General features: G+C 62.4%; 14 protein-coding genes. 12 read left to right on the forward strand and 2 right to left on the reverse strand.

Features of this window, described 5'->3' with window-relative positions; all coding sequences use genetic code 11:
* Positions 1-66 precede the first annotated feature (66 nt).
* Entirely contained in the window at positions 67-867 is an 801-nt protein-coding gene (locus AC1RM7_RS22100) for a phytanoyl-CoA dioxygenase family protein (RefSeq protein WP_024919446.1), read from the forward strand.
* A gap of 121 nt (positions 868-988) precedes the next feature.
* Positions 989-2,299, forward strand: coding sequence for an NAD(P)H-dependent oxidoreductase (locus AC1RM7_RS22105; protein ID WP_024919445.1), 1,311 nt, complete (start codon positions 989-991; stop codon positions 2,297-2,299).
* Here the strand turns inward: AC1RM7_RS22105 and AC1RM7_RS22110 are convergent.
* Together AC1RM7_RS22110 and tehA are read right to left on the reverse strand one after the other, a co-directional pair.
* Complete coding sequence (locus AC1RM7_RS22110) at positions 2,296-2,649, reverse strand: nuclear transport factor 2 family protein (RefSeq protein WP_024919444.1); 354 nt, start codon at positions 2,647-2,649, stop codon at positions 2,296-2,298. The genes AC1RM7_RS22105 and AC1RM7_RS22110 overlap by 4 nt on opposite strands.
* A complete protein-coding gene (gene tehA / locus AC1RM7_RS22115) occupies positions 2,646-3,629 on the reverse strand; it encodes a dicarboxylate transporter/tellurite-resistance protein TehA (RefSeq protein ID WP_034459940.1) in 984 nt (327 codons plus the stop codon). Before tehA ends, AC1RM7_RS22110 begins: the two co-directional genes overlap by 4 nt.
* An 80-nt stretch (positions 3,630-3,709) precedes the next feature.
* On the opposite strand from tehA, the gene AC1RM7_RS22120 reads away from it, so the two are divergent.
* The 10 genes from AC1RM7_RS22120 to AC1RM7_RS22165 all read left to right on the forward strand — a co-directional run bounded on the left by AC1RM7_RS22120 (position 3,710) and on the right by AC1RM7_RS22165 (position 17,791).
* Positions 3,710-4,876 carry an acyl-CoA dehydrogenase family protein gene (locus AC1RM7_RS22120; RefSeq protein ID WP_024919442.1) on the forward strand — a complete coding sequence of 389 codons (1,167 nt, stop codon included), beginning with the start codon at positions 3,710-3,712 and terminating at the stop codon, positions 4,874-4,876.
* Positions 4,877-4,997: 121 nt separating this feature from the next.
* The gene (locus AC1RM7_RS22125) at positions 4,998-5,531 is read left to right on the forward strand and encodes a cupin domain-containing protein (RefSeq protein WP_024919441.1); all 534 of its coding nucleotides are present in this window, start codon (positions 4,998-5,000) and stop codon (positions 5,529-5,531) included.
* A 152-nt stretch (positions 5,532-5,683) separates the two neighbouring features.
* Positions 5,684-6,793, forward strand: coding sequence for an efflux RND transporter periplasmic adaptor subunit (locus AC1RM7_RS22130; protein WP_024919440.1), 1,110 nt, complete (start codon positions 5,684-5,686; stop codon positions 6,791-6,793).
* A 28-nt stretch (positions 6,794-6,821) separates the two neighbouring features.
* Entirely contained in the window at positions 6,822-9,959 is a 3,138-nt protein-coding gene (locus AC1RM7_RS22135) for an efflux RND transporter permease subunit (protein WP_492837310.1), read from the forward strand.
* Between the two features lie 24 nt (positions 9,960-9,983).
* Positions 9,984-10,610, forward strand: coding sequence for a TetR/AcrR family transcriptional regulator (locus AC1RM7_RS22140; protein WP_024919438.1), 627 nt, complete (start codon positions 9,984-9,986; stop codon positions 10,608-10,610).
* A gap of 181 nt (positions 10,611-10,791) precedes the next feature.
* Positions 10,792-11,409, forward strand: coding sequence for a flavin reductase family protein (locus AC1RM7_RS22145; RefSeq protein ID WP_006018947.1), 618 nt, complete (start codon positions 10,792-10,794; stop codon positions 11,407-11,409).
* Positions 11,410-11,680: 271 nt separating this feature from the next.
* Positions 11,681-13,942 (forward strand): acyl-CoA dehydrogenase, encoded by a 2,262-nt coding sequence (locus tag AC1RM7_RS22150; RefSeq protein ID WP_024919437.1) that lies wholly within the window; start codon positions 11,681-11,683, stop codon positions 13,940-13,942.
* Positions 13,942-15,225 (forward strand): acetyl-CoA C-acetyltransferase, encoded by a 1,284-nt coding sequence (locus tag AC1RM7_RS22155; RefSeq protein WP_006018949.1) that lies wholly within the window; start codon positions 13,942-13,944, stop codon positions 15,223-15,225. The genes AC1RM7_RS22150 and AC1RM7_RS22155 overlap by 1 nt, the downstream gene beginning before the upstream one ends.
* A 10-nt stretch (positions 15,226-15,235) precedes the next feature.
* A complete protein-coding gene (locus AC1RM7_RS22160) occupies positions 15,236-17,323 on the forward strand; it encodes a 3-hydroxyacyl-CoA dehydrogenase NAD-binding domain-containing protein (protein WP_024919436.1) in 2,088 nt (695 codons plus the stop codon).
* 39 nt (positions 17,324-17,362) lie between these two features.
* Positions 17,363-17,791, forward strand: a complete 429-nt coding sequence (locus tag AC1RM7_RS22165) for an acyl-CoA thioesterase (RefSeq protein ID WP_006018952.1) — start codon at positions 17,363-17,365, stop codon at positions 17,789-17,791.
* The last annotated feature ends 231 nt before the right edge of the window (positions 17,792-18,022 follow it).

Here is an 18,022-nt window from a genome sequence, read left to right on the forward strand (position 1 = left end):
AGCAAGCGCTCCGGGACGAAGAACAAGATCCGGGAAACGACCTGACAACAAACAAGGAGGATCGTCATGAAACTGACCCCCGCACAGCTCGAGCAATTCCGTACCGAAGGCTGGCTGTTCCTGCCTGAGCTTTTCAACGCCGAGGAAGTCGATGTCCTGCGGCGTGAAGCCGTGTCGATCTATGACGAGCAACGCCCCGAGGTCTGGCGCGAGAAGAGCGGTGCGCCGCGCACCGCCTTTGCCGCGCATCTTTATAATGAAGCGTTCCGTCTTCTCGGCGCACATCCGCGCATGATCGAGCCGGTCGAGCAGATCTTCGGCGAGAAGGTCTACATGCATCAGTACAAGATCAACGCGAAGTCCGCGTTCACCGGCGACGTCTGGCAATGGCATCAGGACTACGGCACCTGGAAGCGCGACGACGGCATGCCGCAGCCGCTCGCGATGAACATTGCGGTCTTCCTCGATGAAGTGATGCCGATCAACGGCCCCCTGATGCTGGTGCCGAGAAGCCAGAACGCGGGCGACCTCAAGGCATCGCACGATCTTGCGACCACGTCGTATCCGCTCTGGACGTTGGATGAGGAGACCGTAACGCGCCTCGTCAAGGAGGGCGGCATTGTCGCGCCGACCGGCAAGCCGGGCGGCATGCTGATGTTCCATGGCAATCTGGTGCACGGCTCGGCGGGGAATATCACGCCGTATCCGCGCAAGATCGTCTATCTCACGCTGAACTCGGTTTCGAACTACATCCGCACGCCGACGCGGCCGGAGTTCATCGCACATCGCGATTTCACGCCGATCCAGACCGTGGATGACGACGCGCTGGTTCGCTACGCGCGCAGCCATCGTCAGGCGGCGGAATAGCACTCCTCGTCATTGCGAGGAGCATTTGCGACGAAGCAATCCAGTCAGTTCGAGAGTGGATTGCTTCGCTTCGCTCGCAATGACAAGGTGACGGCCATCTTTCTTCCGAGAGTTCGTCTCCATGAATCTGCATCACCTTCTTGAAAAGCGCCGCGTGGCGGGAAAGCCCGTGCGTGTCGCGCTGATCGGCGCCGGAAAATTCGGCTCGATGTTTCTCTCTCAGGTGCCGCATACGCCGGGCCTCGAAGTGCCGGTGATTGTCGATCTCGATCCGGAGCGCGCGCGGGACGCCTGCCGCACGGTGGGCTGGGATGATGCGCGGATCGCCGCCACCACCTTCACCAAGGATGGCGCCGCAGCGATCGCAGGCAATGTGGAAGTGATCGTCGAGGCGACCGGCAATCCGTCTGTCGGCATCCGCCATGCCCGCGCGGCGATTGCGGCGGGCAAGCATATCGTGATGGTCAATGTCGAAGCCGACGTGCTCGCGGGGCCGCTGCTGGCGGACGAAGCGCGGAAGGCGGGCGTGGTCTATTCGCTCGCCTATGGCGATCAGCCTGCGCTCACCGCCGAGATGGTGGACTGGGCGCGCGCCACCGGTTTCAGGGTTGTCGCTGCGGGCAAGGGCACCAAGTACCTGCCGATCTATCACGACGTGACGCCCGCCGGGGTCTGGGGGCACTATGGTTTGACCGCTGCCGAAGCGCAGTCGGCCGGCATGAATCCGCAGATGTTCAACTCGTTTCTGGACGGCACCAAGTCGGCCATTGAAATGGCGGCGATTGCAAACGCCACCGGCCTTGACGTTCCCTCGACCGGCCTTCTGTTTCCGCCCTGCGGCGTCGACGATCTGCCGCATGTGATGCGCCCAACGGACAAGGGCGGCGTGCTGGAGAAATCCGGCGTAGTGGAGGTCGTTTCGTCGCTGGAGCGGGATGGCCGTCCCGTGTTCCGCGATCTGCGCTGGGGCGTCTATGTCGTGCTGGAAGCGCCGAACGATTATGCGGCGGATTGTTTCCGTCAGTATGGATTGAAGACCGATTCCTCAGGGCGTTATGCAGCGATGTACAAGCCGTATCATCTGATCGGGCTTGAGCTGAACATCTCGGTGCTGTCGGCCGCGCTGCGCGGCGAGCCGACGGGGCAGCCCCAAGGTTTCCGCGGTGATGTCGCGGCTGTCGCCAAGAAAAATCTGCGCGCAGGTGAAATGCTTGACGGGGAAGGTGGCTACACGGTGTGGGGCAAGCTGATGCCGGCGGCTGAAAGCCTCAAGACCGGCGCATTGCCGATCGGCCTTGCGCATCGCGTCAAGCTCACGAATGACGTCGCGCACGGCGCGGTGGTCCGATGGGCGGATGTGGAGATCGACGCGAAGGACGATGCCGTCGCCTTCCGCCGCGCGATGGAAGCGAAATTCTCGCGCCAGGTTTAGCGCGTCACATGCGCCGAGACGGCGAGCCACTGGCCGCCGATCTTCGCCCACACATCGGTGTAGCGCCCGCCGCCCGCGCTGCCGTCCGGCATTACATAGCTCGTACGCGCGTGGATGATGGCCGCGTCGCCGATGATCCGGATCAGCACGTCCTCGGCCTTGAGATTCCTGATCGCGACCGGTTGCGCGGTCTGTTTCAGGAAACCCGCGCGATCGACCAGCGAGCGATCGGGATTGGAGCAGTAGAAGTCAGGCGCCAGGATTTCATCGAAGCATTTGACGTCGCAGGTCTGCACCGAATTGATGTAATCGCGGTTGAGAGCAGTGAGGATGTCGTGATCCGAATTCATGGCAGAACCTCCGTCTCCGGCTTCGCTTTCGGCCCGATGGATGAGAACACGTAGCGCCATCCGATCAGCAGGCTTCGCAGTGTAAGCCATCCGATGATCAGATTGGAGAGCACAAAAATCGGCAACGCCAGATGGGCGATGATGCCGGTTTCGCCGTGCTCAATGAACCGCAGCGCGGCGAGCGGCAGGGCCGAGACGCCGAAGCTGTAGGCCCACGCGGCGAGCGAGAACGGCTGTTCGCGCAGCCATGGAATCAGCCGCAGCATCACCAGCGCCTGAAACAGCGCGTAGCCGAACAGCATGTGGGCGAGATGATCGGGCGGTCCGCTGGTCACGGCGAGATAGGCGACCGAGCCGACCGCGGGCGGCGCGAGATGAATTCCCATGGTGGCGCGGAGTGCAACCGGAATGCCATGCGCGAGCAGCCGCGTGAGGATGACCGATTCCATCACGATGATGGAGAAGAAGCCGACACCGAAGAACAGCAGTCCCGCGTCGGGATAACCGAAAAGGCCGCAGGCGATCGCGCTGACAAAACTACCGCCCACGGTCGGCATGTAAAGCACCGGGGTTGTGGTTTCGGTCGGCCGGCCTCCGATCCACAGTCCGCCGACGCCCCAGACAGTAAACGCAAGCTGTCCGACCACGCCGCAGATAAACAGGCCGAATGCAATGCGCGGCAGGTACGGCGCGATTGACCAGGCGGCGATCATTGTCGTCATGGGAATGAGCACGACAAAGAAGGACTGGATGGGATGAACGATCTCGGCCATGGCGGCTTCGGGGGCCTGAATCCATTTCAGGACGTAGACCGAAAACCAGATCAGCCAGATGGCGGACGCCGTCAGGGCCAGCGTTTCGCCGACGATGCCCGGCACGCCCCAGACATGAGAGGCGGCACGCCAGCCGGCGCCAAGCCCGCCGATGCCAAGAACCATACCGAACATGGTCGCGGAGAATTTCGAGATGTCGATACGCACGGCTTGCCTGTTCTTTTTGGGATTGTCCGGGGGGCTGCTTAGGCCGTAAGGGTTTCTAGCAATCGGGAGGATCGATCACAATGGACTTCGCCCTGAACCCGCAGCAGGAATCCATTCGCGATGCGATTCTGAAAATCTGCGCCCGCTTCGACGACACCTATTGGCTCGAGAAGGATCGCACCGGCGGCTTTCCGCACGAGTTTTACGACGCCATGGCGCAGGCCGGCTGGCTCGGCATCTGCATTCCCGAGGAATTCGGAGGCTCCGGTCTCGGCATCATGGAAGCCGCCATCATGATGCGCGCAATCTCCGAATCCGGCGCGGGCATGTCGGGCGCCTCCGCGATCCACATGAATGTGTTCGGGCTCAATCCGGTGGTGGTGTTCGGCAACGATGCGCAGCGCGCGCGCATGCTGCCCGGCATTGTCGAGGGCCGCGAGAAAGCCTGCTTCGGGGTGACCGAGCCGAACACCGGACTCAACACCACGCAACTCAAAACCCGCGCGGTGCGCAAGGGCGACAAATACATCGTCAACGGCCAGAAGGTCTGGATCTCGACCGCGCAGGTCGCGCACAAGATTCTGCTGCTGGCGCGCACCACGCCGCTGGAAGAAGTGAAGAATCCGACCCACGGCCTCAGCCTGTTCTATGCGGATTTCGATCGCGAGCGGGTGAAGGTGCATGAGATCGAGAAGATGGGCCGCAAGGCGATCGACTCCAACGAACTCTTCTTCGCCGACTTCGAGATTCCGATGGAGGACCGTATCGGCGAGGAAGGCCGGGGGTTCGAATACATCCTGCACGGCATGAATCCCGAGCGGGTGCTGATCGCGGCGGAAGCGGTCGGTCTCGGCAAGCTCGCGCTCGATCGTGCAGCGGCTTACGCGAAGCAGCGCATCGTGTTCAACCGGCCGATCGGTCAGAACCAGGCGATCCAGCATCCGCTGGCGAAGAACTGGATCGATCTTGAAGCGGCATGGCTGATGACGATGTCGGCGGCCTGGCAATACGATCAGGGATTGCCGTGCGGCCCCGCCGCGAATGCCGCAAAATATCTCGCGGGCGAGGCGGGTTTCGACGCCTGCCAGCAGGCGGTGATGACCCACGGCGGTTTCGGCTACGCCAAGGAATATCATGTTGAGCGTTATCTGCGCGAAGTGATGATCCCGCGCATTGCGCCGATCAGCCCGCAGCTTATTCTCAGCTTTATCGGCGAGAAGGTTCTGGGACTGCCGAAGTCTTATTGATGCACGCCATGCACGGCGCGCGTCTTGCGCATGACGCGCCGATACATTGACGACCACTGACATATCTGGTGACGTGCCGGCAACGTCGCGCGTCAGCGCTCGCAAAAACTTAGAGGAAGCCATGTCCGGATCGCACGATCATCATCATTCCCACGATCACTCGCACGATCATTCCCATGCGCATGGCGACGACCGCTGGAAGCATGACGGTGTGCGCGTCATTCCCGGCAATCAGCTCGACTCGAATGTGCCGTCCACCAGCGGCATGGACCGCAAGGCTGCGATCAATTTCGCGCGGGTCGGCGCGCAGAAGCTGTGGGCCGGAACGGTGACGATCAGGCCGGATGCAAAGACCGGTGCGCACCATCACGGTCATCTGGAAAGCGTCATCTATGTCGTGAAGGGCAAGGCGCGCATGCGCTGGGGCGAACATCTCCAGTTCACCGCCGAGGCCGGGCCGGGCGATTTCATCTTCGTGCCGCCTTACGTGCCGCATCAGGAGATCAACGCCAGCCCCGACGAAGTGCTCGAATGCGTGCTGGTGCGCAGTGACGGCGAAGCCGTCGCCATCAATCTGGACATCGAGCCGGTGGAGAAGCCGGAGACTGTATTGTGGGTCGATCCGATTCACCGCGACCCTGCGGAGAAGGCCTGAAATCACCGGTATCCGAGGATGGATAAAAAGGAACGGTTCCAAAAACGCCTTTGAAGCCAAGTGTTTGCAGTGCGACATTCTGACTACTGACGAATATTGACAATCGTCAGTCGTTACTAGAAGCTCCCGGGATAATCCCAAGGGAGCTTCCGATGCGCCGCATCTCCGAATTCGCAAGCCAACGCAATGGCTTGGCCATTCTCGCCTTGATTATTCCTGCCCTGGCGCTCGGCGCCTGCAGCAAGGAGCAGGCCCAGGAGGGCGAGAAGGGTCGCCCGGTTCTGGTGGCGACGGTCCACTATCAGTCGCAGTCGCCGGAGCGCAGCTTCGTCGGCACCATCCGCCCCCGCATCGAAACCGACATGGGCTTCCGCGTCCCCGGCAAGGTCGCCAAGCGCCTCGTCGAGGTCGGGCAGATGGTCGATGTCGGTCAGCCGCTGGCGACCCTCGACGAGGTCGATCTCAAATTGCAGGCCGAGCAGGCCGAGGCTGAATTCCGCGCCGCGACCGGTGTGCTGGCGCAGGCAAGCGCCGCCGAGGGCCGCGCCAAGGAACTGCGCGCCAGGGGCTGGTCCACCGAAGCGCAGCTCGATCAGGTGAAGGCGGCAGCCGACGAGGCGCGGGCGCGTCTCAACCGCGCCGAGCGTTCGGTTGAACTCACCAAGAACAGCCTGTCCTACGCCCATCTGGTCGCCGACACGCGCGGTGTAGTCACCGCGACGCTGATCGAGCCGGGCCAGGTGGTGGCATCGGGTCAGACCGCGATCCGCGTGGCGCGCTCCGCCGAGAAGGAAGCGGTGGTCGCGATTCCGGAAACCATGGTCAGCTTTGCCAAGACCGGCGAAGCGAGCGTGACGCTGTGGTCCGAGCCGAACAAGAAATATGTCGCCAAGCTGCGCGAGATCGCGCCGGCCGCCGATCCCGCAACGCGGACCTATCTGGCGAAGTTCTCGCTGCCCGGCGCGGATGATGCGGTTTCGCTCGGCATGACCGCGACCCTGACGCTGGCCGATCCGGTGACCGAGCGCGTGGCGCGGCTGCCGCTGTCGGCGCTGTTCAGCCAGGGCGACGGACCCTCACTCTATGTCGCCGACGCCAACACCGGCGCGGTCTCGCTGAAGCCGGTGGCGGTGAAGGCCTATGAGACCAACGACGTCATCATCACCAGCGGTGTCGAGGAAGGCGCCAAGGTCGTGGTGCTCGGCGTGCAAAAGCTCGACCCGGCCCAGAAGGTCCGTGTCGTTTCGTCGCTGTCGTTCTGATTTAACGCACAGACATACCGAGGGTCCGATGAAGCGATTCAATCTTTCCGCCTGGGCCGTGGCGCACCCGACGCTGATCCTGTTCTTCATCGTGATGCTCGGCATCGCGGGCTTCTTCTCGTACGAGCGGCTCGGCCGCGCGGAAGATCCGTCGTTCACCATCAAGGTGGTCATCGTCAACGCGATGTGGCCCGGCGCGACGGCCAAGGAAATGCAGGAGCAGGTCGCCGATCCGATCGAGAAGAAGCTTCAGGAACTGCCGTACTTCGAGAAGGTGCAGACCTACACCAAGCCTTCCTTCACCGCGATGACCCTGACCTTCAAGGACTACACGCCTGCGAAGGAAGTGCCGCAGCTTTTCTATCAGCTCCGCAAGAAGCTCAGTGACATCAGGAACGATCTTCCGCCGAACCTGATCGGTCCGAACATCAACGACGAATACGGCGACGTCGATTCGATTCTTTACATGCTGACGGGCGAGGGCACGGACTATGCCCAGCTCAAGAAAGTGGCCGAAGGCCTGCGCCAGCGCCTTCTGAAGACGGAGAACGTCACCAAGGTCAACCTGTACGGCACGCAGGACGAGCGCGTGTTCGTCGAGTTCTCGCACGCCAAGCTGGCGACGCTCGGCATCACGACGCAGGCGCTGTTCGATTCGCTGGCCAAGCAGAACGCAGTGGTTCCGGCGGGCACGGTTGAAACGTCGTCGCAGCGCGTGCCGCTGCGCGTCACCGGCGCCTATGACAGCGTCAAGGCCGTGGCCGAAACTCCGGTCGAGGGCAATGGCCGCGTGTTCCGCCTTGGCGACATCGCCATGGTCACCCACGGATTCGTCGATCCGCCGACCTATCAGGTGCGCCAGGAAGGCAAGCCCGCGATCGGCGTCGGCGTGGTGATGGCGAAGGGCGCCAACATTCTCGAGCTCGGCGAGAGCATCAAGAAGGCGACCGCAGAATTCATGTCCGCCGTGCCGCAGGGCATCGAGATCGAGCAGATCGCCGATCAGCCGAAAGTGGTCGAGCACGCGGTCAGCGAGTTCGTGCATTCGTTCGTGGAGGCGCTGGCGATCGTGCTGTTCGTCAGCTTCCTCGCGCTCGGCTGGCGCACCGGTATCGTCGTTGCATTGTCGGTGCCGCTGGTGCTGGCGATCGTCTTCATCGTGATGAATGCGATGGGCATGGACCTGCATCGCATCACGCTCGGTGCGTTGATTATCGCGCTCGGCCTTCTGGTCGACGACGCGATCATCGCGGTCGAGATGATGGTGGTGAAGATGGAGCAGGGATGGGACCGCGTGAAGGCGGCCTCCTTCGCCTGGGAATCTACCGCGTTTCCGATGCTCACGGGAACGCTGGTCACGGCCGTTGGCTTCCTCCCCATCGGCTTTGCCAATTCGTCGGTCGGCGAATATGCCGGCGGCATCTTCTGGGTGGTGGCGATTGCGCTGATCGCGTCATGGTTCGTCGCGGTGATCTTCACGCCCTATATCGGCGTCAAGCTGCTGCCGAACTTCAATCATGGCAAGCATAACCATGATCCGCACGCGATCTACGAGACGCGGATGTATCGCGGCCTGCGCCGCGTGATCGAATGGTGCGTGCGTCGCCGCGGCACCGTGGTGCTGGCGACGGTCGGTGTGTTCGCGCTGTCGATCGTCGGCTTCGGTCATGTGCAGCAGCAGTTCTTCCCGCTGTCCGAGCGGCCGGAGCTGTTCCTCCAACTGCGGTTGCCGGAAGGCACCGCGTTCAACGTCACCAAGGAGAGCGTGAAGAAGGCGGAAGCGCTGCTCAAGGACGACAAGGACATCGCCACCTACACGACCTATGTCGGTCAGGGTTCGCCGCGTTTCTGGCTCGGCCTCAATCCGCAATTGCCGAACGAGGCGTTCTCGGAAACGGTGATCGTGTCGAAGGACGTCGCGGCGCGCGAGCGCATCAAGGCGCGGCTGGAGAAGGCCGTGGCCGATGGCGCGCTGTCTGAAGCGCGTGTGCGCGTCGACCGCTTCAATTTCGGCCCGCCGGTCGGCTTCCCGGTTCAGTTCCGTGTCGTTGGCCCGGACACAACGACTGTGCGCGACATCGCCTACAAGGTGCGCGAGGTCATGCGCGGCAACGACAAGGTGGTCGATCCGCATCTCGACTGGAACGAACAGACCCCATACCTCAAGCTTGCCGTCGATCAGGATCGCGCCCGTGTGCTCGGCCTGACGCCGCAGGACATTTCGCAGTCGCTGGCGATGCTGATTTCCGGCGTGCAGGTGACGACGCTGCGCGACGGCATCGAGAAGGTCGGTGTGGTCGCCCGCGCCGTGCCGTCGGAGCGGCTCGATCTCGGCCGTGTCGGCGATCTGACGATCTATTCGCGGGGCGGCGTTGCCGTGCCGCTGTCGCAGATCGCCAAGATCGAATACGCACACGAGGAGCCGATCCTGTGGCGGCGTAACCGCGACATGGCGATCACCGTGCGTGCCGACATCGTCGACGGTGTACAGGCGCCGGACGTGACCAATGCGATCTGGCCGAAGCTTGAAGGCATCCGCAAGAGCCTGCAACCGGCTTACCGCATCGAGATCGGCGGCGCGATCGAGGAGTCCGAAAAGGGCAATGCCTCGATCAACAAGCTGTTCCCGTTGATGGTGATCGGCATGCTGACGCTGCTGATGATCCAGTTGCAGAGCTTCTCGCGCCTGGTGCTGGTGTTCCTGACCGCGCCGCTCGGCATCGTCGGCGCTTCGCTGGGCCTCAACGTCGCGGGCAGTCCGTTCGGTTTCGTGGCGCTGCTCGGGCTGATCGCGCTGGCCGGCATGATCATGCGCAACTCGGTGATTCTGGTCGATCAGATCGAGACCGACGTCGAGCATGGCCTGACCCGGCGCGAAGCCATCGTCGAAGCCACGGTTCGCCGCGCGCGGCCGGTGGTGTTGACGGCGCTGGCTGCGATCCTGGCGATGATTCCACTGTCGCGGTCGGCTTTCTGGGGCCCGATGGCCATCACCATCATGGGTGGATTGTTCGTTGCAACATTCCTGACCCTGCTGTTCCTGCCCGGCCTCTATGCGCTATGGTTCAGGAAGAGTCTGGACGAACGGGGTGAGGGTGTGGTTCCGGCGCCCGCGCAACCGGGCCAGATCCGGCAAGCGCCGCCGCTGGCGACCGCCGCCGAATAATCGAACCTTGAGTATGACACTGACATGACTCTGCTTCACGACAACGATACCGATTCCGAAAAGAAGGCGTGCATTCTCGCGACTGCGGAGCGCCTGTTTCGCGATGTCGGCTATCTCAAGACCACGGTCGCGGATATCGCCAAGACGCTCAAGATGTCGCCGGCGAACATCTATCGCTTCTTCGATTCCAAGAAGTCGATCCATGAAGGTGTGGCGCGGCGGCTGATGGCTGAGGTCGAGGATGCCGCGGACGCGATTGCGGCCAAACCGACGCCGCCGCGGGAGCGGATGAAGGAATTGCTCGCCACGGTCAGTGTGATGAATGCCGAACGCTTCGTTGGTGATGCCAAGATCCATGAGATGGTCGCCATCGCAATGGAAGAAAGCTGGGATGTCTGCGATGCGCATATCCAGCGCATCGTCATGGCCATCGGCGCCGTGATTGCCGACGGTGCCAAGGCTGGGGTGTTCAACGTCAAGGACGTAGAGCTGGCCGCCAAGTGTGTCTGCGCCGGGATGCTGCGGTTCTTCCATCCGCAGATGATCGAACAGAGCGCGAAAAAGCCGGGGCCGAGCCTCGATCAAATGATAGACTTTATTATCGCCGGCCTTACGCTGGGCACTCCCGACCTCTCGGGTGGCCAGCGCTAGTGGTTAGATTCTAACATTCGCATCGCGTTTCAGCAGGCATTCCTGCGAATGTTAGAATCAAAGAACCACTAGCAAAATATAAGTTTCTGGTGGAGTTTAGGATTTGACATTCGCTTTGGGGACTCGCTGCCAGCGGGGCGCGAATGTCAAATCCACTCCACCAGGCAAGGCAAAGCAGGTCATGGCTGATTTTCACTACTACGAACCCTCAAAAGGCCACGGCCTCCGGCACGATCCCTTCAATGCCATCGTTGGTCCCCGGCCGATCGGCTGGATTTCATCGAAGGATGCCAAGGGACACATCAATCTTGCGCCCTACAGCTTCTTCAACGCCTTCTGCTATGTGCCGCCGATCATCGGCTTTTCCTCGACCGGCTGGAAGGACAGCGTTTCCAATATTCAGGAGACGAAGGAGTTCACCTGGAATCTGGTGACCAAGCACGTCGCCGAGCAGATGAACATGACGTCGGCGAGCGTGCCGCACGAAACCGACGAATTTACGATTTCCGGGCTGACCAAGGCGCCGAGCCGCAAGGTCGATGTGCCACGCGTCGGCGAAAGTCTCGTCTCGTTCGAGTGCAAATTGACCCAGATGATCCAGCTCGAGGGCGCTGACGGAAAAAAAGCCGACGCCTGGGTCACCTTCGGCGAAGTTGTCGCGGTCCATATCGACAAGAGCCTGATCAGGGACGGCGTCTATCAGACTGCCGAGGCCTATCCGATCCTGCGCGCGGGACGGATGGGCGACTACGCCCAGATCCGGCCCGACATAATGTTCGAGATGATCCGGCCGCGGTAGCGGCGTTTTGGCTCAAGTCTTGGTGATTTTTGACCGTTTTCCGATTGTTCGGGAGGCCGGCGCGGAACGCTGCGCCGCTCTGCAGGTTATTGAAACATAGGAATTTTTGGGGGCTTTCGCTTTAAACGCGACACACCGCCGAAGCTATTTTCAGCACTGCCGCCGCTAGAATGAGGCATGATCTAAACGAAATCCACTCCCGCATTTCGGGTTCATGCCCTAGCATTTCAGTCCCGTGGTTACGCTGGCCTTTCCACAAAAGGATCGTCCCATGAGCTTCTCCTTCCGCCGCGATCTCATCACCCGTCCGATCTTCGCGTGGGCGCATAAGGCGCTGCCGCCGATGTCCGACACCGAGCGCGAGGCGCTTGAGGCCGGCGACGTCTGGTGGGATGCCGATCTGTTCACCGGCAATCCCGACTGGTCGAAGCTGCTGGCCTTCGCTCCGGCAAAGCTCACCGACGAAGAGACGGCTTTCCTGAACGGCCCGGTCGAGCAGCTTTGCGAGATGGTCGACGAGTGGAGGGTGAACTGGGAATGGCGCGACCTGCCGCCCGAAGTCTGGGAGTTCATCAAGCGCAACAAATTCCTCGGCATGATTATCCCGAAGGACTATGGCGGCCTCGGCTTCTCGCCCTATGCGCATTCGGAAGTGGTTCGGAAAATTTCGTCGCGGTCGGTGACGGCGGCGGTCACGGTGATGGTGCCCAACTCGCTCGGGCCGGGTGAACTGCTGATGCACTTCGGCACCAAGGAGCAGCGTGACAGGTGGCTGCCCGGTCTTGCGGAAGGCCGCGAGATTCCCTGCTTCGGGCTGACCAGCCCGGAGGCCGGCTCCGACGCCGCGTCGATGATCGACACCGGCATCATCTGTAAGGGCACGTTCAACGGCAAGGAGACACTCGGCCTGCGGCTGAACTGGCACAAGCGCTACATCACCCTTGGCCCGGTGGCGACGCTGCTTGGTCTTGCGTTCAAGGCCTACGATCCAGATCATCTGATCGGCAGCGAGGAAGAACTCGGCATCACGGTTGCGCTGATTCCGACTGACCTGCCCGGCGTCAGCATCGGTCATCGCCATCTGCCGGCAATGCAGGTGTTCCAGAACGGTCCGAACTGGGGCAAGGACGTTTTCATTCCGATGGACTTCATCATCGGCGGACAGGAGCGCATCGGACAGGGCTGGAAGATGCTGATGACAGCGCTGGCCGCGGGCCGCGGCATCTCTCTGCCGTCGCAATCCTCCGCAGGCGCGGCGTACTGCGCGCGCGCCACGGGGGCCTATGCGCGCATCCGCGAGCAATTCCATGTGCCGATCGGAAAGTTCGAGGGTATCGAGGAGCCGCTGGCGCGCATCGCGGGCACGGCCTACCAGCTCGACGCCGCACGACGGCTAACCTGCGCCGCGCTCAATCAGGGCATTCATCCGGCTGTCGTGTCGGGCATCATGAAGCTGCACGCCACCGAGCGGCTGCGCATCACGGTGGATGATGCGATGGACATTCATGGCGGCAAGGCCGTGATCGACGGGCCGCAGAACTACATGGGCAATCTCTACCGATCGGTGCCGGTCGCCATCACGGTGGAGGGCGCAAACATCCTGACACGCAATCTCATTGTGTTCGGGCAGGGATCGGTGCGCGCGCACCCCTATCTGCTTAGCGAAATGAATGCGATCGGCGATCCCGACCGGAAGAAGGGTCTCGCCGATTTCGACGCGTCGTTCTGGAAGCATGTCGGCCACGCCATCACCAATACATTCCGCGCCTGGGGCCGGAGCTGGACCGGCGGCGCGTTTGCCCCGGCGCCCGAGGCTGGCGCCGCGACCGGTTACTACCGCCAGCTCTCGCGTTATTCGGCAGCGTTTGCGCTGTGCTCTGACATGGCGCTGCTGACGCTCGGCGGTGCGCTCAAGCGCAAGGAAATGCTGTCGGCAAGGCTCGGCGACATTCTCTCCGAACTGTATCTGCTCTCGGCGGCATTGAAACGCTGGGAGGACGAGGGCCGTCAGGACGCCGACTTCCCCGCGCTCCAATGGGTGATGGCGAACGGCATCCGCACCATCGAGAGCCGTCTTGCGGAGGTGATCGCCAACCTGCCGAACCGCTTTGTGGGCGTGATCCTCAAATTCCTGATCCAGCCGCTCGGCGCCAATCCGCTCGGACCGTCGGATAAAGTTGTGCACCACTGCGCGCAAATGATCCTTGCGCCGGGTGCGGTGCGCGACCGGCTGACCGCGGGCCTCTATCATGGCAACGACGATGGTCCGCTGGCGCGGCTGGAGCGTGCGTTCCTGCTGGTCACCGCCAACGAGCCGATCGAGAAGAAAATGCACGCCGCAAAAATCCGAGACTGGAGCGAAGCCGTGAAGAAAGGTGTCATCACCGCCGACGAAGGCGCAAAGCTCAAGGCTGCGCACGATGCGGTCGCGCTGGTGATCGAGGTCGACGACTTCGCACCCGAAGCGCTGTCGCCGATCTATCACAAGCGGACCGAGGCGAAGCAAACCACGCCGGACCGGGCGGCAAGCTGATGGCGCGACCGGTTTATATCGTTGACGGCGCACGCACGCCGTTCCTGAAGGCACAAGGCGGGCCGGGGCCATTCACCCCGGTCGATCTCGCAGTTCAGGCCGGGCGGCCCTTGCTGGCGCGGCAACCTTTTGCGCCAAATGCGTTCGATCAGGTCATTCTCGGCTGCGTCAATGTCATCGCCGACGAGATGAATCCGGCGCGCGTCGCGGCGCTTCGCCTCGGCATGGGCGAGCGCATGGTAGCGTTCACCGTGCAGATCAATTGCGGCTCCGGCATGCAGTCGATCGACACGGCGTACCGCTATATCGAGGCTGGCAAGGCCGACATGATCCTGGCGGGCGGCGCGGAAGCGCTGAGCTACGCGCCGCTGGTTTTTCCGCAATCCGGCGTGCGCTGGTTCGCGAAATTTGCGGGCGCCAAGGACACGCTGTCGAAGGCGGCAGCGTTTCTGAAGGCGCGGCCTTCGGACTTCAAGCCGATCATCGGTCTTGAACGCGGATTGACCGATCCGATCACCGATCTCAACATGGGCCAGACCGCCGAAGTCGTCGCGCATCTGATGGGCGTGACGCGCGAGCAGGCCGATGCCTACGCTGTGGAAAGTCACCGGCGGTTGGCGAATGCGCAGGAGCAGGGATTCCTGAAAGGCGAGGTCGAGACCTCGTTCGCGCGCGACGGCAAGTTCTACGACCATGACGACGGCGTGCGGCCCGATTCGTCGATGGACAAGCTGGCAAGACTGAAGCCCGCCTTCGAGCGGCCATGGGGACAGGTGACGCCGGGCAATTCGTCCCAGATCACCGATGGCGCATGCTGGACCATTCTGGCGTCCGAGGACGCCGTCAACAAATACGGCCTCAAGCCGAAGGCGATCATCGTCGACAGCCAGTGGGCGGGGCTGGATCCGAGCATCATGGGTTTCGGCCCGGTGCTGTCATCGGCCGAGCTCATGAAGCGCAACAAGCTCAAATTGCAGGACATCGAGACCTGGGAAATCAACGAGGCGTTTGCCTCACAGGTGCTGGCGTGTCTGGCGGCATGGAACGACGATAAGTTCTGCCGCGAGGTGCTCGGTCTCGACGGCGCGGCGGGCGAGATCGACCGCACAAAGCTTAACGTCGACGGCGGCGCGATCAGCCTCGGGCATCCGGTCGGCACCAGCGGCAACCGCATCGTGCTCCATCTGGTCAACGCGATGAAGCGGCTCGGCACCCGGCGCGGCATCGCCACCGAATGCATCGGCGGCGGCCTTGGCGGCGCGATGCTGATCGAGACAGTGTAAGGGAACGGACATGGACTCACGCATCATGGATGTTCTCAAAGACCGCGTCCTCGAACTCGGACCGGAGCCGCAGGCTGGACCGTACAGGAACTTCAAACTGACGCGCGACAGCGACGGTATCGCCTGGCTGCTGTTCGACCGCGAAGGCGCCAGCGCCAACACGCTGTCTGCGAGCGTGCTCGAAGAGTTCGAGACCGTCATTGCCGCGCTGGAGCAGGATCGCCCGGCCGGCCTTGTCATTCGCTCGGCGAAGCCGTCGGGCTTCATCGCAGGCGCCGACGTCAACGAATTTCGCGGCGTGACCGATCCGCGCGAGGTCGAAACCCCGATGGCGCGTGCCCATGCGGTGGTCGACCGGCTGGAAGCGCTCAAGGTTCCAAGCGTCGCGGTGATCCACGGCTTCTGTCTCGGCGGCGGCCTCGAAGTGGCGCTGGCGTGCAACACGCGCATCGCCATCGACAACGCCCGCTTCGGATTTCCCGAGGTGATGCTCGGCCTGCATCCGGGGCTTGGCGGCACCGCGCGCTTCACCCATCTCGTCAGTCCGCTTGAGGCGATGACGATGATGCTGACCGGCAAGACCATCGACGCGCGCAAGGCGAAGTCGCTGGGCCTGGCCGATGCGGTGACGCAGGAGCGGCATGTCCGAAATGCCGTGAAGGACGCGATCTTCGGGCGGCTGCGGCCGCACAGGCAAGGCCTGCTTGCGCAGGCGATGAATCTAGGCCCGGTGCGCGGCCTTCTTGCCAACAGGATGCGCGGCGAGGCCGCGAAGACCGCGCCGAAGGATCATTATCCCGCGCCTTACGCGCTGATCGATCTGTGGGAAAAGCACGGCGGCGATCGCAAGGCGATGCTGGCGGCGGAGCAGGTCTCGTTCGCCAATCTGATGGTGACGCCGACCGCGCAGAATCTGATCCGCGTGTTCTTCCTGCGCGAGCAGATGAAGAAGCTCGCCGATGGCCGCAACGCCGTGAAGCATGTTCATGTCATCGGCGCGGGTGCGATGGGCGGCGATATCGCCGCGTGGTGCGCCTATCAGGGCCTGCGCGTGACGCTGGCCGACATGAAGGCCGAACCGATCGCCGGCGCGATCAAGCGGGCGGCGGACCTGTTCGGCAAGATCATCCGCAAGAAGACCGATCTGCGCGATGCGCTCGACCGGTTGATGCCGGATATGACCGGGGAAGGCGTGCGCAACGCCGATCTGATCATTGAGGCGGTGCCGGAAAAGCTCGAACTGAAACAGAAGGTCTATGCCGGGCTCGAGCCTGTGATGAAAGCCGGCGCGATCCTTGCCACCAACACCTCCAGCATTCCATTGCAGGATCTGCGCACCACGCTGAAGAACCCCAGACACCTTCTTGGCCTGCACTTTTTCAATCCGGTATCCCGCCTGCAACTGGTTGAAGTCGTGAGCCACGATGAGGCCGACCCGCAGGCGCTGGCGACGGCTTTGAAGTTTGTCGGCGCCATCGATCGCCTGCCGCTGCCGGTGAAAAGTTCGCCAGGCTTCCTCGTCAATCGCGCGCTGACGCCGTACATGCTGGAAGCGATAGTGATGCTCGACGAGAAGGTCGACAAGGCGGTCATCGATGCTGCTGCCGAGAAGTTCGGCATGCCGATGGGGCCCATTGAGTTGGCCGATCAGGTCGGGCTCGATATCTGTCTCGCGGTGGGCGACATGCTACGCTCGAAGTTCGGCGAAGCCGCGCTCCCGCCAGCGCCGGACTGGCTGCGCGAGAAGGTGAAGAAGGGCGAACTCGGCCGCAAGACCGGCAAGGGTTTCTACGAGTGGAAGGACGGCAAGGCGGTGAAGCTGCCGTCGCCGGTGCAGCCCACCGAGGAGATGATCGACCGCCTCATCCTGCCGATGTCGAATGTCTGCGTGGCCTGTCTGCGCGAAGGTATCGTGGAGAATGGCGATGTGGTGGACGGCGCCATGATCTTCGGCACGGGATATGCGCCGTTCCGTGGCGGTCCGCTGAACTATGCACGCACCCGTGGCGCCGCGAACGTTGTCGCGGCGCTGAAGGCGCTGGAAGCGAAGTTCGGCGATCGCTTTAAACCGGACGCCGGGTGGGATACGTTCGCCTGATACATATTTTCGTTCAGCTTCATTTGACGGATTTCATCGATGGCAGACACGCCCGTTCACGCCGCGCCCGCCCCAGCCGCGCCAGAGGGCGAACTCTCCATTCGCACCATGGCGATGCCTGCGGACACCAACCAGAACGGCGATATCTTCGGCGGCTGGCTGCTCAGCCAGATGGATATTGCGGGCGGCATTTTTGCGTCCAAGGTTTCGAAGAGCCGCGCCGTCACGGTTGCGATTGAAGCTATGACCTTCCGCAAGCCGGTCAATGTCGGCGATGTGGTTTCGGTTTTTTGCACCACGGTTCGGCTCGGCCGCACCTCGATCACCGTCCATATCGAGGCGTGGGTGCAACGCCGGAAGGAATCGCAACTGATTCTCGTGACCGACGGGAACTACACCTACGTCGCTATCGATGACGAGGGCCGTCCGCAACCCATCGGGCAGCGTTCTCCATCCGTCAGCGTCTGACGAGGGATTCTTCCTCAAGACGTTAGGTAATTTTTCGCAACTGTGACGGTTGTACGAATGCGTTCGTCCCGTTTTGTTGCGCTGCACGGAGCCGGCATTGCTATTTTGTCGCGCTGTCCCCGACGATCTTCCGGCCTATGCATTTCAGTTATAAAACTGTCGCGCGAAGCGCCTACAGGTTCGGCGCACTGCACACGCGGGAGTCACTCACCGTTTGTTTTCCGGTCATTT

Source organism: Afipia sp. GW822-FHT03D08, from assembly GCF_058801645.1.